Origin of the sequence: Paratractidigestivibacter faecalis (assembly GCF_003416765.1) — a bacterium.
Classification (GTDB): Bacteria; Actinomycetota; Coriobacteriia; order Coriobacteriales; family Atopobiaceae; genus Paratractidigestivibacter; species Paratractidigestivibacter faecalis.
In genome coordinates, this window is sequence record NZ_QSNG01000001.1 from 2,063,828 (window position 1) to 2,085,387 (window position 21,560).

Genomic DNA, 21,560 nt, shown 5'->3' on the forward strand with positions numbered 1-21,560 from the left:
GAGACACGCGCGTTTCTCCACACTCGGACCACATGCTTTCTGATACACTCAGACAGCTTGACCGTCCTGGTCGGAACCAGGACACAAACCCCCGCTCTGGTCGGAACCAGGGCACGAGAAGAGGAGTCCTGCAATGAAGCAAGGTATCCACCCTAACTACGTGGAGTGCACCGTTCGCTGCACCTGCGGCAACACCTGGGTTACCCGCTCCACCAAGAGCGAGATGACCCTAGACCTGTGCGACAAGTGCCACCCGTTCTACACCGGCCAGCAGAAGCTCGTCGACACCGGCGGCCGCGTCCAGCGCTTTGCCGACAAGTTCGGTGGCGCCGCTGCCGCCCAGCTCAAGAAGGCCGAGGAGGCCAAGGCCGCCAAGGCCGCCAAGGCTGCTGAGGCCGAGGCCGCCCGCAAGGCCGCCGCTGAGGCCAAGGCTGCCGCCAAGGCCAAGCGTGCCGCCGAGTACGCCGCCAAGGCTGAGGCCGAGGCTGCCAAGGCTGCCGCCGCTGCCGAGGCTGAGGCTCCCGCCGAGGAGGCCCCTGCCGCCGAGGAGAACGCCGCCGAGTAGCGCGCGTCCCAACGCAACCAAGCGCAACGCAAAGGAGCCCCGCACCCATCCCGGTGCGGGGCTCCTTTTTTCTCCCTCAAATTGGGGACGTGTTCAAATTTGCGCAAAAAGGGGACAGGTTCGTCTCGTCGCACCATTACGTCGGCGCAGTCGGGCGAACCTGTCCCAACTTTGCGCAAAAAGGAACACGTCCCCAATTTGCGGGCTAGCTGACCTTGCGGAGAAGGTAGACGTCCGTGTAGGTGATGGTCTGGTCGTAGGGGATGAAGAGGAACGTCCCTTTGTGCGGGTAGGTGGTCTGGACGCGGGCCACGGCCTGCGTGGGGTCGCCGCCGGCGCCAAAGCCAAACGTCACGGTGACGGTACCGCCCACCTCCTCGGGAAGGGCCGCCACAAAGGCGAGGTCGGAGTCTACGTCGTCGTTGTGGCCCCCGTAGTAGTTGGCCACGAGCCTGACGTCGGCAAGGGCCTCATCGCCGTCGCACGCGGCGCTGTCGGCGGAGGGGTGCTCGTGGAAGTGCGCCAGGGCGGAGATGCTGCCGGTCAGACGCGCGCCCGCGTCCCCGTCGGCCGTCTCGGCCGCCTCGAAGGTGACGGAAAGCGGGCTCGCCCCGGCGCCCAGGCACTTGGCGCCATCGGTCTCCTGGCTCTGGAAGGTGCCCTCCCAGGTGCCCACCAGGGGCTGGAAGGTGCGCGTCTTGGCGTCGTCGTTGACCTCGACGGACTCCACCTCCCAGACGCCGTTGACCGGCCTGAAGGCAAAGTGCGCGGTGAGCCTGCAGGTGTAGGACTCAAAGCTGCTTGCCTTCACGCAGGTCAGAGACACCGTCTCGGTCTGGGCCTCCCCGTCAAAGTCCTCGGACTCCACGCTCACCTTGGCCCCGTCAAAGATCTGCGCCAGCGTGAGCTCGGTGCCGCCCGTGGAGCCGCCCGCGGTCTTTGCCGCCGCCTTGAGCGAGCGCTCGCCCTCGGCCAGAAGGTCGTCCAGGTTGGCCAGGACCTGCGTCCTCGGCACCCCGGCCACCGCCTCGTAGGAGACGCTGACGTCCGCCTCCCCGCCAATGCCCTGCCAGGTGGAACCTACCTTCGCGTAGGAGAGGATGGCCGTCTTGGTCGCCACCACGGAGCCGTTGCCAAACTTGGCGGTCACGTGCGCCTCGGCGTAGCCGGAGGCGCCAAACTGGGCCTGCGAGCTGTCGTTGGTCCGCACCACCCGGCGCTGGCTGTCAACCTTGACCTCGCTCATATATAGGTTGTCCTGGCTCCCAAAGACGCCCGGGGCGTACTCGGGCGCGCTCAGGCGGGCCCACGCGTCCTTCTCCACAAAGTCCGCCCCGGGGACGTTTCTGGCGTGGAGGGCGGCGGAGGCCAGTATGAAGACGCAGGCCACGAGGATGGCCCCAAAGGCCAGACATCCCCCCTTGTGGCGCTTGCACGCGGCGAGAAGATCGTCAAAGCTTGCGCGCAGGTAGCTGCCCGTGATGCCCGTTACGTCGCTCAGGTGCGGCCGCACGTGGGCGGCGGCGTCGTCGCGCGTGGCCTGCCCCTGTGCACGGCCAAGCTCCTCGGTCGGCGGCTCTGCGGGCAGCGGCCGCTCCAGGGTCTTCTCGTCTTCCTCGTGGCTCTTATCCATGTGGTTCCTCGCAAGATATGGACTGATGCCAATAGTTTGGCATAGCCCGGGGGCTTTGGGCGGGTATCATGGAACCCGTATGACACTATGAGCACAGGAGTCACCATGCGCGAGAGGCTAGAGAAGATCATCGCGGCCTACCAGGAGCTTGAGCAGAAGCTCATGGACCCGGCCGTCGTTTCAAACCCCAAGGAGTACGCCCGCCTTGCCAAGGAGCACGCCAGCCAGGGCGAGCTCGTGACCAAGGCCCGCGAGTACCTGCAGGCCCTCGATGACATCGAGGCCGCCAAGGAGATGCTGCACGAGGCCGCTGACGCGGACGAGAAGGCAATGCTCCAGGAGGACATCTCCGCCAACGAGGAGAAGCTCCCCGCCCTGGAGGAGGACATCAAGTTCCTTCTCATCCCGGCAGACCCCAATGACGAGAAGGACACCATCGTCGAGATTCGCGCCGGCGTCGGCGGCGACGAGGCGGGCATCTTCGCGGGAGACCTGTATAAGATGTACGAGCGCTTCGCGGCCTCCAAGGGCTGGAAGATCGAGGTGCTCTCCAGCTCCCCGTCCGACGCGGGCGGCTTCAAGACCATCGAGTTCAAGGTCACTGGCGAGCGCGTCTACTCCGTCATGAAGTACGAGTCCGGCGTCCACCGCGTCCAGCGCATCCCCAAGACCGAGGCCCAGGGCCGCATCCAGACCTCCACGGCAACCGTGGCCGTGCTGCCCGAGGCGGATGAGATCGACATCCACATCGAGCAGTCCGACCTGCGCATTGACACCTACTGCGCCTCCGGCCCCGGCGGTCAGTGCGTCAACACCACCTACTCCGCCGTGCGCATCACGCACCTGCCCACCAACACCGTGGTGCAGTCCCAGGACCAGCGCTCCCAGATCCAGAACCGCGAAGTCTGCATGCAGATGCTGCGTGCCCGCCTGTACGAGATGGAGCTCGAGAAGCAGCAGGCCGAGCAGGGCGCCGAGCGCCTCTCCCAGATCGGCCACGGCAACCGCTCCGAGAAGATCCGCACGTACAACCAGCCGCAGGACCGCGTGACCGACCACCGCATCGGCTTCAACAGCACCTACAACGGCGTACTTCTGGGCTCCAACCTCGCCGACGTCATCGACGCCCTCGCGGCCGCCGAGCGCGCCGAGAAGCTCGCCCAGGCCGTGTAGCCCTCGGCTCCAGAGATCTGTCCCCGCGCCCGTCGGCACCAGCCGGCGGGCGTCATGCCATCCGGGCCCGCCTGCCGGGCCGTCCCGTCAGAAAGGCCAGCCATGACGCAGCAAGAGCCCTGGACCGTCAAGCGAATCCTCGAGTGGACCTGTGGCTATCTGGGGCGTCGCGGCGACGAGCACCCGCGTCACTCGGCCGAGTGGCTGCTGTGCGACGCGACGGGCCTTTCTCGCGTGGAGCTCTACGTCAACTTCGACCGCCCCCTGGCGCCCGAGGAGCTCGACCGCATGCATGCCGGCATCGAGCGTCGCGCCGCTGGCGAGCCCCTCCAGTACGTCACGGGCGAGATGCCCTTCCGCCACATTGTCCTGCGCTGCGAGAAGGGCGTGCTCATCCCGCGCCCAGAGACCGAGGTCCTGGTGGACGCCGCGCTCGAGGGCGTCGACGCCGCCGCGCACGCCGCCGGCGGGCCCACGCGCGTGCTGGAGATTGGCACCGGCACCGGTTGCATCTCGCTCTCCGTTGCCTCCGAGCGCCCGGGCACCCGCGTCGTCGCCACGGACCTCTCGCCCGTCGCCGTCGACCTGGCAACCCGCAACCGCGAGGCCCTGGGGCTCGCGGACGCCGTGGACATCGTCCAGACCGACCTCGCGGCCGACGTGGACCCCGCCCTCATGGGCACGTTCTCCGTCTTGGTCTCCAATCCGCCCTACATTCCCACGGCCGTCCTGGCAAATGAGGTCCCGACCGAGGTCAAGGACAACGAGCCGGAGCTGGCGCTTGACGGCGGCGCAGATGGCCTCGATGTCTTCCGCCGCATCCTGGAGCTGGCGCCTCGCGCGCTCTGCCCCGGCGGCATGATGGCGCTCGAGCTCTTTGAGGGCCACCTCGACAAGGCGGCCGAGCTCACCCGCGCCGCAGGCGGCTGGGCCAGCGTGGAGGTCCGCGAGGACCTCACCCACCGCCCGCGCGTGCTTGTCGCCGTGAGGGAGGGGGAGCTGCCCGCCGCCTCCCCGGTCATCGCCCAGAAGGTGGTCAAGGTCAATCCAGCCGCCCCCGAGCCCGAGGTCGTCTCCCGCGCGGTGGAGGTTTTGCGCCGTGGCGGCGTCCTTGCGGTGCCCACCGACTCCGTCTACGGCCTGGCCTGCGCTGCCACCGCAGACAACCCCGCCCACCGCAAGATCTTCTCCATCAAGAGGCGCGAGCTCGCCCAGACCCTCCCGTGGTTCGTGAGCGGTGAGGACGGCCTTGGCTGCTGGGGCTCCGACGTACCCGACTACGCCCGTGACCTGGCCCGACGCTTCTGGCCGGGCGCCCTCACCCTCGTGGTCACGGCAGGCGAGAAGTGCCCGCCGGAGTACGTGCAGCCCGGCAGCCTCGGCCCCGACGGCCTGCGCGGGCCCGCGACCATCGCCCTGCGCGACCCGGCCTCCAAGGTAGTCGAGGCAATTCTCGCCGAGCTGGGCGAGCCCCTGGCGCAGACGAGTGCCAACCTCCACGGCTGCCCCGCGGCCACCTGCGCGGCCGAGCTCGCCCCTCAGATCCTTGCCGAGGCGGACCTCGTGCTTGACGCGGGCGCCGCGCCGCTGGCCGTGTCCTCGACCATCGTGGACTGCGCGGGGGCCTCGCCCCGCGTCCTGCGCGAGGGCGCCATTCCAGCGGCAGACGTCCTGTAACCCGAGGCCCCGTCCCCCGGGGTCCTGGGTCTTTATCGCTGCTTTATGCAGAGGCTGACTCGGGTTGCAGCGTGCTAACCTAAGTGCGACTGTGAACAAGCGCGAGCTAATTGCCGCACGAAGGGAAGGAACTCACATGCGCATTGCCGTTGCCTCCGACCACGCGGGCTTCATCCAGAAGGCCCCCATCATCGAGCACATCCGCTCCCTGGGCCACGAGGTCATCGACCTTGGCCCCGCCACGGACGACCGCGTCGACTACCCCGACTTTGGCGACAAGGTGGGCCGCATGGTGGCTCGCGGCGACGCCGACCGCGGCGTCGTCATCTGCGGCACTGGCCTGGGCATTGCCATGACCGCCGACAAGGTCCCCGGCATTCGCGCCACGGCAATCCAGACCGTGCAGTTTGCCGAGCTCTGCCGCGAGCACAACGACTGCAACGTCATCGGCCTCTCCGGCCGCTTCGTGCCGCTGGAGCTCAACGAGCAGATCGTCGACACCTTCCTCACCACCGAGTTCGGCGGTGGTCGCCACACCGGCCGCGTCCAGAAGATCATGCGCGAGGACGACCCCTCCTTCGAGGGCGTTCCCGTCGACTTTACCGGTCAGGAGTAGGCATGGACGCCCAGAGCGCCGCGTTTGACCCCAAGCGCTTTACGGTGGTTGACCACCCGCTGGTCCAGCACAAGCTCCACATCCTGCGAGACGAGCAGACCGGTACCAACCAGTTCCGCCAGCTCGTGACCGAGCTCGCCATCTTTGAGGGCTACGAGGCCATGAGGGACTTCCCCCTGGAGGACGTCGAGGTCAAGACCCCGCTCGAGACCGCCAGCTGCAAGCGCCTGGCCGGCAAGAAGGTCGCCGTCGTGCCCATCCTGCGCGCCGGCCTGGGCATGGTTGACGGCATCCTGCAGCTCGTCCCCTCCGCGCGCGTAGGCCACGTGGGTATGTTCCGCGACCCCGAGACCCACGAGCCGCACCCGTACTACTGCAAGCTCCCGTCCGACGTGGGGGAGCGCACCTGCCTGGTGGTCGACCCCATGCTGGCCACCGGCGGCTCGCTCGTCGCGGCCCTCAAGTACCTCCGAGAGGCCGGCGCCAAGGACATCCGCTGCCTCACGCTGGTCTCGGCGCCCGAGGGCGTCGCCACGGTGCTCGAGACAGACCCCGACGTCCGCCTCTACACCTGCTCGCTCGACCGCTGCCTCGACCAGAACGCCTACATCAGACCTGGCCTCGGCGATGCGGGCGACCGCATCTTCGGAACGTTCTAGGGCAGCGAGAAGCGCGCGCTTCTCGCTGCCCAGCCTCCTCAGGTCTCCGCTGAGGGGGCTTTTTGGAACCGTTTGGAGCACCAAGGATTGACAGCGTCCCGAATTGTGACGAAACGGAGCCATGGAGAAGGTTCTTGTTGATTTTTGACCCGCGTTCAATTACTGTACATGCGGTCAAAAGAGACACGCCCGGACGGGAGGTGCCCGGTGGACATAGCGCCCGAGGTCATGGCCGGAGTTCTGTGCGGTCTGGTCGGTTGCGCCGCCCCCGGATTTCTGTTTGAGCGTGCCTTGAAAAAGGGTACAAGGGTGAGCGTCGGCCTTGGGGTGGCCAGCATCCTGGCGTCGTTTCTGATGCTCTCCCTGGCCCTGCTCGCGGTGAGGGTCCTTGCCGCCGAGAAGGTCCTGCCCTTTGGCTGTGCGATGGTTGCGGCCTTCCTGCTCTTCTGGGCTGTGGAGGCCGTGAGGGGTTGGATGGCTGCCAACGGCAGGCTCTAGCCCGCCTGATAAGGAAAGGAAGCGCAAGTGAATCCTCTTGACGCCCTGAGCGGTGAGGTCGACGAGCTCGTCTCGAGCTTTACGTCTACGCCCATCGTGGGCAACCTGGACACCATTGGCTTCACCCAGTACTCGTTCTGGTTTGCCGTGGCCGTGGTGCTCATGCTCGTGCTGCTCTTTGCCTTCAAGAAGAAGCAGTCCGCGAGCCTCGTGCCGCAGGGCCGCTTCGTGAACGCCATGGAGTACCTGGTCGAGTTCGTGCGTGACGACATGTGCAAGGGCCTTCTGGGAGACACCTGGCGCAAGCACTTCCCGTTCATCGCCTCGCTCTTCCTGGTGGTGCTTGCCAACAACATCGTCGGCATCATCCCGGGCTGCAAGCCGGGCACGGGCACCATCTCCACCACCGGCGCCCTGGCCATCGTGTCCTTCGTGTACTTCATCGTCTGCGGCATCAAGAAGCACGGCGCCCTGGGCTACGCCAAGAGCCTCGCCCCCGCCGGCGTCGCCTTCCCGCTCAACGCCGTGGTCTGGCTCATTGAGGTCTTCTCCACCATCCTGCGCCTGATCACGCTTGCCGTTCGTCTGTTCTGCAACCTCTTCGCCGGCCACGTCGTCATGGGCACCTTCGCCATCCTGGCCTCGCTCTTCTTCCAGCCGGTGCTGACGGCCTTCTCCGCCGCCGCCGTGGCTCAGGCGGGCGCCTCGGTCATGTGGGTGCTCATCCTGCTCGTCATCTACGTGGTCGAGATCATGGTCGCGGCCATCCAGGCCTACGTCTTTGCCCTTCTCTCCGCGGTCTACATCCAGATCGCCGAGTCCGACGAGGAGTAAGGCCCAAGCAAGGCAACTCGCGGGCGCACGTCCGCAGTTCATAGCACGTCGCAAGTTTGTTTTTGGAACTCGCCCCCACAAAACAAGAAAGCAATGGGGCGAATGACAAAGGAGGAACAGTGGGAGCTCTCGGTGTCGTTGGTTATGGTCTTGGCGTTATCGGCGCTGGCATCGGCATTGGCCTGGCGGCCAGTGGTGTCGCACAGGGTATGGCTCGCCAGCCTGAGGTCCAGGGCCGTCTGTTCACGGTCTTCATCCTCGGCTCTGCATTCGTCGAGGCACTCGCCCTCATCGGCTTCGTCGTCAGCCTTATCGTTAAGTAACTGACGCGGAACCCTTTGGAGGCACTTATGAACAGCAATACGAGAGGTCTTCTCGCCCGTGCGGGCGCAGCAGCTGCCGCGGCCGTCCTGGCGACGCCGACCTTCGCCTTGGCTGAGGGGGTCGGAGCAGACATCCTCATCCCCAAGCCCGCGGAGTTCATCCCGGCGCTGATTGCCTTCCTCATCATCTGGATCGTCCTGGCCAAGCTCGTGTGGCCGCAGGTCCTGCAGATGATGGACAAGCGTCAGCAGAAGATCCAGGACGACCTTGACGCTGCTGCCAAGTCCAAGCAGGAGGCGGCGGAGCAGGCCAAGGGCTACGAGGACAAGCTCGTCGAGGCCCACCGCGAGGCCGAGGCCATCATCGCCAAGGCCAAGAAGGAGGCCGAGGAGGAGCGCTCCCACGTGCTCGCCAAGGCCCAGCGCGAGGCCGCCGACATCATCGCCAAGGCCCACGGCGCCGTCGACTCGGAGCGCCACAAGGCCATGATCGAGCTGTCCGGCTCCGTGGTCGATCTCTCCGTCGAGATCGCCACCAAGATCATCGGCAACGACCTGAGCGAGGCCGAGCAGCGCAAGCTCGCCGAGAAGTACCTCGCGGAAGTGGGCGCCCCCGATGACAAGTAAGCGTGCGGAGGCCGAGAAGGTCGAGGCATACACCAGGGCGCTCATGGAGGCCGCCCGCTCCGAGGGACGCGCCAACGCCGACCTCGTGCAGTGGCAGCACGCCCGCAAGTTCTCCCCGGAGGTCCTGGAGACCCTCGCCGCCATGCAGCGCGAGGACGACCTCGATCTCGTGTCCCAGGTCGCCAAGCAGTACAAGGAGTACCTGGACGCCGAGGACAAGACGGTCTCCGTGACGGTCACCACCGCCGTCCCCCTGGACGACGACCTTCGCGAGAAGGTCCGAGCCAAGGCCGAGGCCGACCTCAAGGCTCCCGTGTACCTCGTGGAGCGCGTCGACCCCAGCATCATTGGCGGCATCATGCTCGAGGCGCGCGGCAAGCGCTATGACGCTTCCGTCCGCGCCCAGCTCGCAAACATCCGTAAGACGCTCTCCTCTTCTTTCATCGGAGGTGAGGAATAATGTCAGACTCCATCAGCTCTGCCGCGATCATGGATACGCTGCGTGACCAGCTGTCCCAGATCAACGCCACCGTCGACCACCAGGAGGCCTCCGTCGTCACCGAGGTCGGCGACGGCATCGCGCACGTGACGGGCCTCAAGACCGCCATGGCGGGCGAGCTTCTCAAGTTCACCAGCTCCGCCACGGGCCGCGACGTCTACGGCCTGGCCCAGAACCTCGACCGCGACGAGGTCGGCGCCGTCCTCTTCGGCGACGTTGAGGACATCAAGGAGGGTGACGAGTGCCGTACCACCGGCCGCGTCATGGACATCCCGACCGGCCACGCAATGCTTGGCCGCGTCGTGAACCCCCTTGGCCAGCCCATCGACGGCCTTGGTCCCATCCCGACCACGCACCGTCGCCCCATCGAGTTCAAGGCCCCCGGCATCATGGAGCGCCAGCCGGTGTGCGAGCCCGTCCAGACGGGTCTTCTTGCCATCGACGCAATGGTGCCCATCGGCCGTGGCCAGCGTGAGCTCATCATCGGCGACCGCAAGACCGGCAAGACGGCCATCGCCATCGACGCCATCGTCAACCAGCGCGACACCGACATGCTCTGCATCTACGTCGCCATCGGCCAGAAGGCCTCCACGGTTGCCGCCATCAGGGAGTCCCTTGCCCAGCACGGCGTCCTCGACAAGACGGTCATCGTGGCCGCCACCGCCGCCGACTCCGCGCCTATGCAGTACATCGCTCCCATGGCCGGTGCCGCAATCGGCGAGTACTTCATGTACAACGACCAGTACGGCAACCCCGCGGATGAGACCCATCCCGGCGGCCACGTCCTCGTTGTCTACGATGACCTGTCCAAGCAGGCCGTCGCGTATCGTCAGATGTCGCTTACGCTGCACCGTCCGCCCGGACGCGAGGCCTACCCCGGTGACATCTTCTACCTGCACTCTCGCCTGCTCGAGCGCGCCTGCAAGCTGTCTGACGCCAACGGCGCCGGCTCCCTCACGGCACTCCCGATCATCGAGACCCAGGAGGGCGACGTCTCCGCGTACATCCCGACCAACGTGATCTCCATCACCGACGGTCAGATCTACCTGCAGTCCAACCTCTTCTTCCAGGGCCAGCGCCCGGCCGTCGACGTGGGCATCTCGGTGTCTCGAGTCGGCGGAGACGCGCAGGTCAAGGCAATGAAGCAGGTCTCCGGCACCCTCCGTCTGGACCTTGCCAGCTACCGAGAGAAGCAGGCCTTCTCCCAGTTTGGCTCCGACCTGGACGCCACCACGCAGTACCAGCTCAACCACGGCGCCCACATGATGGAGATGCTCAAGCAGCAGCGCTACTCCGCCCTCGACGTCCGCGACCAGATCACGGCGATCTTTGCCGCCAAGGAGAACTTCCTTGACGACATCGACCTCAATCACGTGAACCTGTTCCGCGACGGCCTGGCCAAGTACATGGCGGAGAAGCACCCCGCCCTGAGGAAGTCCCTCACGGACGGCAAGCTTTCCGATGACCAGCAGGCGCGCCTCAAGACGCACATCGCCAGCTTTAAGCGGGAGTTCCTCCTGGAGCACCCCAACAAGAAGCAGCAGAGCGATGTCGCCCACGCCGCCGAGCAGACCACGAGCCCAGATCAGTCCGAAGCCGAGAAGGGCCAGGAGTAACAAGACATGGCGAACCTTCGCGAGATACAGAGGCGCATGAGCTCCATCAAGAGCACCATGCAGATCACTCGCACGATGGAGATGATTTCCACCGCGAGGATCCGCCGTGCCCTCGAGAAGGCGGAGCAGGCCGAGCCCTACAAGGACGCCGTCACCCGCATGCTGGCCAACGTGGCCAGCGCGGGCTTCGACGCCTCCCAGCCCCTGCTGGCCAAGCACGGCGCCGAGAAGAACGTCCTGTTCGTTCTCGTCGCCTCCGACAGGGGCCTGGCCGGTGGCTTCAACATCGGCCCGCAGCGCTACGTGGAGCACGAGATGGAGCGCCTTGCCGAGCAGGGCATCAACAGCTCCGTCATCACGTGCGGCCGCAAGCCCACGGAGTACTTCACGTTCCGCAAGGTGAAGCCGGCCATGTCCTTCGTGGACATCTCCTCGGAGCCCAACATGGACGAGGCGGACCGCATCGCCTCCTTCGTGATGGAGGGTTACGCTCAGGGCGCCTATGACCGCGTGGTTCTGTGCTATTGGCACGCCAAGAACCGCGTCGAGCAGACCCAGGTCACCGAGCAGCTGCTTCCCATCACCAAGGAGCAGCTCACGATGCCCAACAAGCCCCGTACGCCCGAGGCCCTCAGCAAGATCGAGGGTCACGAGTACACGGACTTTGCCTTCGACCCCTCCCCGGAGGAGGTCTTGGGCCAGCTTCTCCCCGCCTACTTCAGGACGGTCATTTTCCACGCGCTGCTCGACTCGGCCGCAGCAGAGCACGGCGCCCGCCGTCGTGCCATGCAGTCGGCCACCGATAACGCAAACGAGGTGCTGGGCACCCTCTCGCGCACGTACAACCGTGAGCGTCAGGGAGCCATCACCACCGAGCTCAACGAGATCATCGGCGGCGCGTCCGCATTGGAGGACTACTAATGCCAGAGAACACCCAGGAGACGCGTACCGCCCTCGAGGAGGCCGCGTACCACAAGCTCAACAAGAGCGTGGGCGAGGGCACGGTCGTTCGTGTCGTCGGACCTGTCGTCGACGTCAAGTTCGACGGCCAGGTGCCCGGCATCTACACCGCGCTCATCGTTGACGGCGACACCCCCATGGGTCACGTCCACACCGTGCTGGAGGTCGAGTCCCAGCTCGAGGGCGGCGTCGTCCGCACCGTCGCCATGTCCTCGACCGACGGCCTCACCCGTGGCCTCAAGGTCAAGGACACCGGCCACCCCATGATGATGCCCGTCGGCCCCTCCACGCTGGGCCGCGTCTGGAACGTCATCGGCGAGCCGGTCGACGGCGGCCAGACGCCTGACGACGTCCAGTACTATCCCATCCACCACCCGGCTCCCGCCTTCGAGGACCTGACCACCCAGACCGAGATCTTCGAGACGGGCATCAAGGCCATCGACCTGCTGGAGCCCTACGTCCGCGGCGGCAAGACCGGCCTGTTCGGCGGCGCCGGCGTCGGCAAGACCGTCCTCATCCAGGAGCTCATCAACAACCTCGCCCAGGAGCATGGCGGCACGTCCGTCTTCACGGGCGTCGGTGAGCGCACCCGTGAGGGCACGGACCTCTTCCTCGAGATGACCGAGTCCGGCGTCATCAACAAGACCTGCCTGGTCTACGGACAGATGAACGAGCCGCCCGGAGCCCGTATGCGCGTGGCCCTCTCCGGCCTGACCACGGCCGAGTACTTCCGTGACCAGGGCCAGGACGTGCTGCTGTTCATCGACAACATCTTCCGCTTCTCCCAGGCCGGCTCCGAGGTCTCCGCACTTCTCGGCCGCATGCCGTCGGCCGTCGGCTACCAGCCCACGCTGGCCACCGAGATGGGCGAGCTGCAGGAGCGCATCACCTCCACCAAGGAGGGCTCCATCACGTCCGTCCAGGCCGTCTACGTCCCCGCAGACGACCTGACCGACCCGGCACCTGCCACCACGTTCACGCACCTGGATGCCACCACGGTCCTCTCCCGCTCCATCACGGAGCTGGGCATCTACCCGGCCGTTGACCCGCTGGCGTCCTCCAGCTCTGCTCTTGACCCCTCCATCGTGGGCGAGGAGCACTACCGCGTGGCCATGGCCGTCCAGGAGACGCTGCAGGAGTACTCCGACCTGCAGGACATCATCGCCATCCTGGGCATGGACGAGCTCTCCGAGGAGCAGCAGAACGTCGTTGCCCGTGCCCGTAAGATCCAGCAGTTCCTCTCCCAGTCCTTCCACGTCGCGGAGAAGTTCACGGGCAACCCCGGTGCCTACGTCACCGTCCAGGACACCGTGCGCTCCTTCGGCGAGATCGTTGACGGCAAGTGCGACGACCTGCCCGAGCAGGCCTTCCGCTATGCCAGCAACATCGATGACGTCCGTCAGCGCGCCGCCGCCATGGCAGCCGCCGACCAGAACTAGGAACAAGCAATGGCAGAGCTGAACGTTCAGTTCGTGAGGCCGGACAGGGCCCTCTTCCAGGGCCCTGTCGCCAGCCTCGTCCTGGTGACCTATGCTGGCGAGCTGGGCGTCTACCCCGGCCACGCGGCAGAGATCGTTGCCCTGGGCAACGGCGTCGTCCGCATGAAGAAACTGCCGCAGGATGGCGGCGGCGAGGAGGACGTCGTCGTTTCCGGCGGCTACGCCGAGATCCAGGATGACGAGGTCATCGTGCTGGCGGACCACGCCCGTCGCACCGACGACATCGACCCCGACATTGTCCGTCGCACCCGCGACGAGGCCATCGAGGCCCGCGAGGCGTGTGACGAGGGTGATCACCGCCGCGCTTACTACGATAACAAGGTCAACTGGTGTAACCTTCTGCTGAAGCAAACGATGAAGGACTAGCGCAGAAGTCCAGTTGATACGGAGGACGCATGGACGTTATACAGGTTGAGGGCGGCTATCCCGTCACCGGTACGGTCACGGTCGAGGGAGCAAAGAACTCGGCCCTCAAGCTTATGGCGGCCACGCTCATGGCCTCGGGCGTGACCACGCTCACCAACGTCCCCAACATCGCGGACGTTCACGTCATGGGCAAGGTGCTCAAGAACCTCGGCGCCAAGATCGAGGTCGTTGACGAGCACGTTCTCAAGATTGATACCACTGGCGTCGACTCCTGGGAGACCCCCTACGACCTCGTCGTCCAGATGCGTGCCTCGACGGCCGTGCTCGGACCGCTTCTCTCGCGGTTCGGCAAGGCCGTCGTTGCCATGCCGGGCGGCTGCAACATCGGCGCCCGCAAGATCGACATGCACATCCTCGGCCTGGAGGCCCTGGGTGTTGAGTTCAAGATCGATCACGGCAACATCCACGCCTCCACGCCCAACGGCATCCACGGCGAGACCGTGACCCTTGCCTTCGCAAGCGTCGGAGCCACGGAGAACCTCATGATGGCCTCGGTCTTCGCCAAGGGCACCACGGTCATCGACAACGCGGCTCGCGAGCCCGAGATCGTCGACCTCGCCAACATGCTCAACGAGATGGGCGCCCACATCAAGGGCGCAGGCTCCCCGGTCATTGAGATCGAGGGCGTCTCCGAGCTTCATCCTGTCACGCACGCCGTGGTGGGGGACCGCATCGAGGCCGGCACCTTCCTCGCCATCGGGGGCCTGTGCGGAGAGCCGGTCACCGTCCGCGGATTTGACCCCAAGCACCTTGGCCTCGTCCTCAAGAAGTACGAGCAGATGGGCATCTCCATCGAGCGTGGCGAGCGCGAGTGCACCGTCTGGCGAGAGCGCCCCCTGCGCCCCACCGACATCCAGACCCTTCCCTTTCCGGGCTTCCCGACCGACATGCAGGCCCAGTCCATGTGCCTTCTGGCCATGGCCGAGGGCAGCTGCATTATCACCGAGAACGTCTTCGAGAGCCGCTTCATGTTCGCGAGCGAGCTGCAGCGCATGGGTGCCAACATCGTCATCGAGGGGCACCACGCCATCGTTCACGGCGTGCCGGCCTTCTCGGGCACGCAGGTGAAGTCGCCCGACCTTCGCGGCGGCGCGGCGCTCGTCATGGCTGGCCTCGTTGCGGACGGCCTCACCACCGTCTCCGCCATCCACCACATCGACCGTGGCTACGAGGGCTTTGTCGAGAAGCTCCGCTCGCTTGGGGCCCACGCCCAGCGCGTGAGCGTGCCTGACGCCACTGACCTTCTCGACTAGGGCTGGTGAGCGCGATGGGGCGTCACGCAAGAAGCAAGAACGCGATGTCCGGCGGTCACTTTGCCGGTCAGGGGCCGGATCCCTACAGTCGTGCGAGCGCGAGGGACTACCATGACCGCCTGGCAAAGAGGCGTCGCCGCGGCTTTGCGCTGAGGACGCTGCTCATCGCACTCGTCGTCCTTCTCGCCGGCTCGGGCGTCGCCGTGGCCGCATGGGTGGGCAACATACAGTCAAGGATGAACAACAGCGAGGTCGTGACCACGGAGCTGCGCGAGGCGCTCACAGAGCGCGATGCTCCCAACGACCCGTACTACGTCCTGCTCCTTGGCACGGACGGCCGCCCCGGAGAGACCCAGTACCGCTCCGACACCATCATCCTGGCAAGGATCGACCCCCAGCAGAAGGTGGCAACCCTGCTCTCCATCCCGCGCGACACCATGGTCACGTGGAAGGGGTCCACGATGAAGATCAACGGCGTCCACGCCTATGACGGTGCGGCCGGAATGGTCCAGATCGTGAGCGACCTGTGCCACGTTGAGATCTCGCACTACGCCGAGGTCAACTTTGACGGCCTCTCCGGCATCACCGATGCCCTGGGCGGCGTGACCGTCGACGTCGACATGGACATCAAGGACACCGAGCACTTCGACGACGTCACCGAGCTCCAGAAGGGCGAGCAGGTCCTCAACGGCGCCCAGGCCCTCTTCTATTGTCGCTGCCGCTACTTTGCCGATGGCGACTACACCCGCATGCGCCACCAGCGCACCTTCGTCAAATCCCTCATCGCGCAGGTCCTTTCCACGACAGACCCCACCAAGCTCGTGGGCGTGGTCAACTCATGCGCCGACATGGTCATCACCGACATGTCGGTCACCGAGATCGCGAGTCTCGCCAACGAGATGAGGGGCATGAACACCGAGGACGGCATTTACACTGCCTTTGTGCCGTCTGTCCCGCAGATGGTCGACGGCGTCTCCTACGTCGTCGCCGACTGGGACCAGCTGGACGAGATGATGAAGGTCATCGATGCCGGACAGGACCCCTCAAGCTTCAACGAGGGCGGCTACGGCAACAGCTCTGCTGAGTAAACCCGGCGGCTCTTGCCGCCCATGACAGGAGTTGAGCATATGGCAACTAGTGCAGCTGACCCCCAGGGCCAGGAGGGCCACTCCCTTACCAGGGCGGGGGAGGACTACCTCGAGTCTATCTACCGCCTCTCCCTCGAGAGCGCGGAAGGCGACAAGTCCGTCCGCTCCGTGGACGTGGCCGAGCAGCTTGAGGTCTCAAAGGCCAGCGTGAACAAAGCCCTTTCCCAGCTCAAGGAGATGGGAATGGTTGTTCAGAGCCGTTACGGCAGGGTGGTCCTCACCGAGGAGGGCGAGGCCTATGCCAAGGTGGTCTGGCGCTCCCACAGGGCGCTGCGCACCTTCCTGGAGCATGACCTCGGCGTGAAGCCCGAGGTCGCCGACGAGGAGGCCTGCCTCATGGAGCACGTCCTTTCGGCAGACACCATGCAGAGGCTCATTGGATACCTGGAGCGCCAGGGCGTCGAGATTCCCAAGGACTAGCTACAATACTGCCGCTGAACTGCTGTTTTATCCGCCATTGGTTGGGTTTTGCCCACGAGCGGCGTGCAATGTAGTAAGACGGTGAAGCGCGTTTCCGCCAACTGCGGAGACGCGCTTTTCATCTTTGGGGCGGCCTGACGGCAACAAATCAATCTGCCGTTTTGGGTATGTTGTCAATGCGCCGGGTACCCGGTGGGCAATGCCGCCTGGGCGGCAGAAGGGCAAAGCATCCTTGGAAAGAACGACCCCCATCATCCGCTTTGGAAACGACGGCTGGCACGCGCGCTTTGACGAGGGATTCGACTCTCAGAACGTGATTCGCGTGGCGGACGCCCTTGGCCTTTTGTGGGCAGATGCGGCTCCAGATTCCGGTGGGTCCGTCTACGTCGGGTTTGACACGCGTCATAGGTCGGAGGAGTTTGCCCGCGAGGTGGCCGGCGCCATTGCCTCCTACGGCCTTGCGGTTAAGGTCTCCTCCTCTCCCTGTCCGACGCCGGTCGTTGGCTGGAACTGCGCACATGACCCCAAGGCGCTGGGTGGCGTTGTCATCACCTCAAGCGAGCGGTCCTGCGAGTACGGCGGCCTCATAGTGAGGGGTGCCGACGGAGGCACTTGTCCCCGCGAGTTTCTCGACAAGGTCGAGCAGGAGATATTCCAGCAGGCCAGCACCGAAGCGGGTCCCTTTGAGGTCGCTGACTTTACGTCCCCGTACATTAGGGCGCTTGCCGAGTTTGTCGGAGAGCCCGCAATCAGGCCGCTCAAGGTGGTCGTCGATCCCATGTACGGGTCGGCCACGGGCGTTCTTGCGGACCTCGTCCGCTCGCTTGGCCATGAGGTCATAGAGATACACGCCGAGAAGCTCGAGGACTTTGACGGCATTCATCCCGACCCAAAGGACCCCTGGGCAGACGCCTGCGAGCAGGCGGTAGTTGCCACGGGAGCTGACCTCGGCATTCTTGTTGACGGCGACGGAGACCGCGCCGCGGCCGTGGACGAATACGGAAACATCCTTGCGGTTCGCGAGCTCACGCCGCTTCTTCTCTCCTATATAGGAGGGGAGCTCGGAATGAGGGGCCGCGTCGTCACTACGCTGACATGCTCGGCAAGCGTCGAGCTCGAGGCCCGGAGGCTCGGGTTCGAGTACACCTCGGTCCCCGTCGGCTTTGGTCGCATATATAGAGAGCTGCAGGAGGGTGACGTCCTCTTGGGCGCGGAGGAGTATGGCGGAATTAGCATTCCGGCGCACCTCAAGGAGAGAGACGGCCTGCTGGTGAGCCTTCTTCTTGTCCAGATGGTCTCAAAGAGCGGCCTGACCCTGAGGGAGCTCGTCGACAAGCTTGACGCAGAAATCGGCAGCCGTCGCTATATCAGGCGAGACGTGCGCCTCGAGCCCGCACTCACCCAGGCGTTCAGAAACGTTCTTCCCGGCCTGAACCCCCAGGAGATTGCCGGAAGGGTTCCGGTGGAGGTGAGTCACGCAGATGGCCTACGCCTCCAGTTCGACGATGACTCCTGGGTTCTCATGCGCCCCTCGCGAACGGACTCCGTGGTCCGCGTCTATGCAGAGGCGCCGACGGCACGCGAGAGGGACGAGCTGCTGGAGTCAGCCTGCTCCATCGCCCGCGGCGGCTTCTAGCCGCCCGCCCCCCGAGTTGTGTAGGAACCGTGAACCCGCCGATTCCCGCCCCGGCCCGGCGGGAGGCAGCGTATATTAACTCCTCGCGCGGCGGCGGGGCACAGAGCCCGGCACGAGCGCGGCGAACCTTGAAAACCGGATACCGCGGCCCGAGAGGGCCGACAACCAGGACAGACTATAGGACAGGTTCTTGATACATGAGTGGAGTGTCATATCACTCCCGTCGAGTTCCTTGTCCCAAGGGATCCGAGTTAAACGACATGGCGCTCACCGGCCGGGACGGCTCGAAGCGAAGACTTATCCAGGCCCTAGGCCTGGTTCTTTGAACGGAGAGTTCGATCCTGGCTCAGGATGAACGCTGGCGGCGCGCCTAACACATGCAAGTCGAACGGTTAAGGCGCCCTTCGGGGCGCGAATAGAGTGGCGAACGGCTGAGTAACACGTGGGCAACCTGCCCCCCGCACCGGGACAGCCTCGGGAAACCGTGGGTAATACCGGGTACTCCGCCACCCCCGCATGGGGGAGGCGGGAGAGCGTATGCGGCGGGGGATGGGCCCGCGGCCTGTTAGCTAGTTGGCGGGGCAACGGCCCACCAAGGCGATTATGGGTAGCTGGGTTGAGAGACCGACCAGCCAGATTGGGACTGAGACACGGCCCAGACTCCTACGGGAGGCAGCAGTGGGGAATCTTGCGCAATGGGGGCAACCCTGACGCAGCGACGCCGCGTGCGGGACGAAGGCCTTCGGGTCGTAAACCGCTTTCAGCAGGGACGAGGCCGAAAGGTGACGGTACCTGCAGAAGAAGCCCCGGCTAACTACGTGCCAGCAGCCGCGGTAATACGTAGGGGGCGAGCGTTATCCGGATTCATTGGGCGTAAAGCGCTCGTAGGCTGCCCGCTAGGTCCGGGGTCAAATCCGGGGGCTCAACCCCCGCACGCCCCGGATACCGGCGGGCTTGAGTCGGGTAGGGGAAGGCGGAATTCCAGGTGTAGCGGTGGAATGCGCAGATATCTGGAAGAACACCGGTGGCGAAGGCGGCCTTCTGGGCCTCGACTGACGCTGAGGAGCGAAAGCTGGGGGAGCGAACAGGATTAGATACCCTGGTAGTCCCAGCCGTAAACGATGGACGCTAGGTGTGGGGGGAGATGCCCTCCGTGCCGCAGCCAACGCATTAAGCGTCCCGCCTGGGGAGTACGGCCGCAAGGCTAAAACTCAAAGGAATTGACGGGGGCCCGCACAAGCAGCGGAGCATGTGGCTTAATTCGAAGCAACGCGAAGAACCTTACCAGCGCTTGACATTATGGTGAAGCCGGGGAGACCCGGTGGCCGAGAGGAGCCATAACAGGTGGTGCATGGCTGTCGTCAGCTCGTGTCGTGAGATGTTGGGTTAAGTCCCGCAACGAGCGCAACCCCCGTCGCGTGTTGCCAGCGGTTCAGCCGGGCACCCGCGCGAGACCGCCGGCGTCAAGCCGGAGGAGGGTGGGGACGACGTCAAGTCATCATGCCCCTTATGCGCTGGGCCGCACACGTGCTACAATGGCCGGCACAACGGGCTGCCACGCCGCAAGGCGGAGCGAATCCCCAAAGCCGGCCCCAGTTCGGACCGGGGCTGCAACCCGCCCCCGCGAAGTCGGAGTTGCTAGTAATCGCGGATCAGCACGCCGCGGTGAATGCGTTCCCGGGCCTTGTACACACCGCCCGTCACACCACCCGAGTCGCCTGCACCCGAAGTCGCCGGCCCAACCCGCAAGGGGGGGAGGTGCCGAAGGTGTGGCTGGTAAGGGGGGTGAAGTCGTAACAAGGTAGCCGTACCGGAAGGTGCGGCTGGATCACCTCCTTTCTAGGGAGAGACAAGTCTCATCTAGAGAATCGATTATGACGACGGGCCGTCCCGTCAGGCCGAGGCGCCATGCCTCGGGTCCCTTTCGTCCCCTGGTTGCTCGCGGGCCTGCGCCCGCGCGGTGTCCGGTCCCCGGGGCTCGCCCTGGCCGTACCTTGAGAGCTGCATAGCGTGACCAACGAAGATTTTCTTCTAGAAGATCGCATCTCATGCAATATGACACCCAGGGCCCCGCAAGGCGGGGCCCAATGAGTCGTTTAACCATACCGTCTGAGATAGAAGGAAGATGGTAAGGGCAGGCGGCGGATGCCTTGGCACAGGAAGCCGACGAAGGACGCGGCAAGCTGCGATAATCCGCGGTGAGGGGCACACGCCCTTTGACCCGCGGGTCTCCGAATGGGAAAACCCGGCGCGCCGTCGAGGCGCGTCGCCCTCCCCCCGAACACATAGGGGGGAGGGGGGCAACCCGGGGAACTGAAACATCTAAGTACCCGGAGGAAGAGAAATCAATCGAGATTCCCCAGTAGTGGCGAGCGAACGGGGAAGAGGCCAAACCGGCCCGAGCGAAAGCCGGGCCGGGGTCGTGGGGCCGTCAAGTGTGCGGTTACAAAGCGACGCGCGAGCGGAACCGGATGGGAAGCCGGGCCGAAGGGGGTTAGAGCCCCGTACGCGAAGCGCGACGCCCGCCTGACGGTGCCCGAGTACCGCCGGACACGTGAAACCCGGTGGGAAGCAGGGGGGTCCACCCTCCAAGCCTAAATACTCTCCTGTGACCGATAGCGCACTAGTACCGCGAGGGAAGGTGAAAAGCACCCCGGAGGGGAGTGAAACAGCACCTGAAACCGCCTGCCCACAAGCAGTCGGAGCATCGCCTTCGGGCGGTGTGACGGCGTGCCTTTTGTAGAATGAGCCAGCGAGTTGCGGCGCGTGGCGAGGCCAAGCCACGAAGCGAGCCGTAGCGACAGCGAGTCCGAACAGGGCGCTAAGTCGCGCGCCGCAGACGCGAAGCCGGGTGAGCTATCCATGGGCAGGCTGAAGCGGGGGTAAGACCCCGTGGAGGGCCGAACCCACCTAGGTTGAAAACTGGGGGGATGACCCGTGGATAGGAGTGAAAGGCCTATCAAACCCGGAGATATCTCGTTCTCCCGAGAATAGCTTTAGGGCTAGCCTCGGGCGTTTACCATGGGGGGTAGAGCACTGGACTGCCGCGGGGGCCTCACCGCCTACCAACGCAGACCAAACTCCGAATACCCATGGTCCACAGCCCGGGAGTCAGAACATGTGGGCTAAGCTGTGTGTTCGAAAGGGAAACAGCCCAGACCGCCCGCTAAGGCCCCCAAGTCGATGTTGAGTGGCAAAGGATGTGCGTCCGCCCAGACAACCAGGATGTTGGCTTAGAAGCAGCCACCCATTCAAAGAGTGCGTAATAGCTCACTGGTCGAGTGGACATGCGCCGACAATACACGGGGCTAAGCATCGCGCCGAAGCGGCGGACCGGAACCATGCGTTCCGGTGGTAGGGGAGCTTCCCGTGCGCGGGAAGCCGGGGGACGACCCCCGGTGGAGCGCCCGGGAGTGAGAATGCTGGCATGAGTAACGAGAGCGGGGTGGAAAACCCGCCGCCGTAAACCCAAGGTTTCCTGGGCGAGGCTAATCCTCC

The 21,560-nt window shown here is 65.2% G+C and carries 19 protein-coding genes and 2 rRNA genes; 20 read left to right on the plus strand and 1 reads right to left on the minus strand.

Annotation, left to right across the window (positions count from 1 at the left end):
• The first annotated feature begins 133 nt into the window (after positions 1-133).
• Entirely contained in the window at positions 134-565 is a 432-nt protein-coding gene (gene rpmE, locus DXV50_RS09250) for a 50S ribosomal protein L31 (RefSeq protein ID WP_117205899.1), read from the plus strand.
• A 205-nt stretch (positions 566-770) separates the two neighbouring features.
• On the opposite strand, the gene DXV50_RS09255 is transcribed toward rpmE, so the two are convergent.
• Positions 771-2,198, minus strand: coding sequence for a hypothetical protein (locus DXV50_RS09255; protein WP_117205900.1), 1,428 nt, complete (start codon positions 2,196-2,198; stop codon positions 771-773).
• 105 nt (positions 2,199-2,303) lie between these two features.
• Here DXV50_RS09255 and prfA point away from each other — a divergent pair, with 105 nt between their 5' ends.
• The 19 genes from prfA to DXV50_RS09350 all read left to right on the plus strand — a co-directional run.
• Positions 2,304-3,371, plus strand: a complete 1,068-nt coding sequence (gene prfA, locus DXV50_RS09260) for a peptide chain release factor 1 (RefSeq protein WP_117205901.1) — start codon at positions 2,304-2,306, stop codon at positions 3,369-3,371.
• A gap of 102 nt (positions 3,372-3,473) precedes the next feature.
• Positions 3,474-5,048, plus strand: a complete 1,575-nt coding sequence (gene prmC / locus DXV50_RS10025; RefSeq protein ID WP_117205902.1) for a peptide chain release factor N(5)-glutamine methyltransferase — start codon at positions 3,474-3,476, stop codon at positions 5,046-5,048.
• Positions 5,049-5,184: 136 nt separating this feature from the next.
• Positions 5,185-5,664: a ribose 5-phosphate isomerase B gene (rpiB, locus tag DXV50_RS09270; protein WP_117205903.1), complete on the plus strand. Its 480-nt coding sequence runs from the start codon at positions 5,185-5,187 to the stop codon at positions 5,662-5,664.
• Positions 5,665-5,666: 2 nt separating this feature from the next.
• Entirely contained in the window at positions 5,667-6,323 is a 657-nt protein-coding gene (gene upp / locus DXV50_RS09275) for a uracil phosphoribosyltransferase (RefSeq protein ID WP_117205904.1), read from the plus strand.
• Positions 6,324-6,632: 309 nt separating this feature from the next.
• A complete protein-coding gene (locus DXV50_RS09635) occupies positions 6,633-6,821 on the plus strand; it encodes a hypothetical protein (RefSeq protein ID WP_124107384.1) in 189 nt (62 codons plus the stop codon).
• A gap of 27 nt (positions 6,822-6,848) precedes the next feature.
• The gene (atpB, locus tag DXV50_RS09285; RefSeq protein WP_117205906.1) at positions 6,849-7,655 is read left to right on the plus strand and encodes a F0F1 ATP synthase subunit A; all 807 of its coding nucleotides are present in this window, start codon (positions 6,849-6,851) and stop codon (positions 7,653-7,655) included.
• Positions 7,656-7,774: 119 nt separating this feature from the next.
• Positions 7,775-7,978, plus strand: a complete 204-nt coding sequence (atpE, locus tag DXV50_RS09290) for an ATP synthase F0 subunit C (RefSeq protein WP_075278954.1) — start codon at positions 7,775-7,777, stop codon at positions 7,976-7,978.
• 27 nt (positions 7,979-8,005) lie between these two features.
• Positions 8,006-8,605 (plus strand): F0F1 ATP synthase subunit B, encoded by a 600-nt coding sequence (gene atpF / locus DXV50_RS09295; protein ID WP_117205907.1) that lies wholly within the window; start codon positions 8,006-8,008, stop codon positions 8,603-8,605.
• On the plus strand, positions 8,595-9,065 hold the full coding sequence (locus DXV50_RS09300) for a F0F1 ATP synthase subunit delta (RefSeq protein ID WP_117205908.1): 471 nt from the start codon (positions 8,595-8,597) through the stop codon (positions 9,063-9,065). Before atpF ends, DXV50_RS09300 begins: the two co-directional genes overlap by 11 nt.
• Positions 9,065-10,720, plus strand: a complete 1,656-nt coding sequence (atpA, locus tag DXV50_RS09305; RefSeq protein WP_117205909.1) for a F0F1 ATP synthase subunit alpha — start codon at positions 9,065-9,067, stop codon at positions 10,718-10,720. Before DXV50_RS09300 ends, atpA begins: the two co-directional genes overlap by 1 nt.
• A gap of 6 nt (positions 10,721-10,726) precedes the next feature.
• Entirely contained in the window at positions 10,727-11,641 is a 915-nt protein-coding gene (gene atpG, locus DXV50_RS09310; RefSeq protein WP_117205910.1) for an ATP synthase F1 subunit gamma, read from the plus strand.
• Positions 11,641-13,119, plus strand: a complete 1,479-nt coding sequence (atpD, locus tag DXV50_RS09315; RefSeq protein WP_117205911.1) for a F0F1 ATP synthase subunit beta — start codon at positions 11,641-11,643, stop codon at positions 13,117-13,119. The genes atpG and atpD overlap by 1 nt, the downstream gene beginning before the upstream one ends.
• Positions 13,120-13,128: 9 nt before the next feature.
• The gene (atpC, locus tag DXV50_RS09320) at positions 13,129-13,545 is read left to right on the plus strand and encodes an ATP synthase F1 subunit epsilon (RefSeq protein WP_117205912.1); all 417 of its coding nucleotides are present in this window, start codon (positions 13,129-13,131) and stop codon (positions 13,543-13,545) included.
• Between the two features lie 29 nt (positions 13,546-13,574).
• Positions 13,575-14,858, plus strand: coding sequence for a UDP-N-acetylglucosamine 1-carboxyvinyltransferase (murA, locus tag DXV50_RS09325; RefSeq protein WP_117205913.1), 1,284 nt, complete (start codon positions 13,575-13,577; stop codon positions 14,856-14,858).
• 44 nt (positions 14,859-14,902) lie between these two features.
• Positions 14,903-15,946: an LCP family protein gene (locus DXV50_RS09330; RefSeq protein WP_117205914.1), complete on the plus strand. Its 1,044-nt coding sequence runs from the start codon at positions 14,903-14,905 to the stop codon at positions 15,944-15,946.
• 39 nt (positions 15,947-15,985) lie between these two features.
• Positions 15,986-16,426, plus strand: a complete 441-nt coding sequence (locus DXV50_RS09335) for a metal-dependent transcriptional regulator (protein ID WP_117205915.1) — start codon at positions 15,986-15,988, stop codon at positions 16,424-16,426.
• Between the two features lie 232 nt (positions 16,427-16,658).
• Positions 16,659-18,062 (plus strand): phosphohexomutase domain-containing protein, encoded by a 1,404-nt coding sequence (locus DXV50_RS09340; protein WP_232817506.1) that lies wholly within the window; start codon positions 16,659-16,661, stop codon positions 18,060-18,062.
• A gap of 323 nt (positions 18,063-18,385) precedes the next feature.
• Positions 18,386-19,901 (plus strand): 16S ribosomal RNA (locus DXV50_RS09345).
• A gap of 279 nt (positions 19,902-20,180) precedes the next feature.
• Positions 20,181-21,560: ribosomal RNA gene (locus DXV50_RS09350) — 23S ribosomal RNA — on the plus strand; the annotation flags it as partial.

Excerpts from the sequence above, each read along its gene's own strand:
- rpmE (WP_117205899.1), top strand. The coding sequence starts at position 134 with ATGAAGCAAGGTATCCACCCTAACTACGTGGAGTGCACCGTTCGCTGC.
- DXV50_RS09255 (WP_117205900.1), bottom strand. The coding sequence starts at position 2,198 with ATGGATAAGAGCCACGAGGAAGACGAGAAGACCCTGGAGCGGCCGCTG.
- prfA (WP_117205901.1), top strand. The coding sequence starts at position 2,304 with ATGCGCGAGAGGCTAGAGAAGATCATCGCGGCCTACCAGGAGCTTGAG.
- prmC (WP_117205902.1), top strand. The coding sequence starts at position 3,474 with ATGACGCAGCAAGAGCCCTGGACCGTCAAGCGAATCCTCGAGTGGACC.
- rpiB (WP_117205903.1), top strand. The coding sequence starts at position 5,185 with ATGCGCATTGCCGTTGCCTCCGACCACGCGGGCTTCATCCAGAAGGCC.
- upp (WP_117205904.1), top strand. The coding sequence starts at position 5,667 with ATGGACGCCCAGAGCGCCGCGTTTGACCCCAAGCGCTTTACGGTGGTT.
- atpF (WP_117205907.1), top strand. The coding sequence starts at position 8,006 with ATGAACAGCAATACGAGAGGTCTTCTCGCCCGTGCGGGCGCAGCAGCT.
- DXV50_RS09300 (WP_117205908.1), top strand. The coding sequence starts at position 8,595 with ATGACAAGTAAGCGTGCGGAGGCCGAGAAGGTCGAGGCATACACCAGG.
- atpA (WP_117205909.1), top strand. The coding sequence starts at position 9,065 with ATGTCAGACTCCATCAGCTCTGCCGCGATCATGGATACGCTGCGTGAC.
- atpG (WP_117205910.1), top strand. The coding sequence starts at position 10,727 with ATGGCGAACCTTCGCGAGATACAGAGGCGCATGAGCTCCATCAAGAGC.
- atpD (WP_117205911.1), top strand. The coding sequence starts at position 11,641 with ATGCCAGAGAACACCCAGGAGACGCGTACCGCCCTCGAGGAGGCCGCG.
- atpC (WP_117205912.1), top strand. The coding sequence starts at position 13,129 with ATGGCAGAGCTGAACGTTCAGTTCGTGAGGCCGGACAGGGCCCTCTTC.
- murA (WP_117205913.1), top strand. The coding sequence starts at position 13,575 with ATGGACGTTATACAGGTTGAGGGCGGCTATCCCGTCACCGGTACGGTC.
- DXV50_RS09330 (WP_117205914.1), top strand. The coding sequence starts at position 14,903 with ATGTCCGGCGGTCACTTTGCCGGTCAGGGGCCGGATCCCTACAGTCGT.
- DXV50_RS09335 (WP_117205915.1), top strand. The coding sequence starts at position 15,986 with ATGGCAACTAGTGCAGCTGACCCCCAGGGCCAGGAGGGCCACTCCCTT.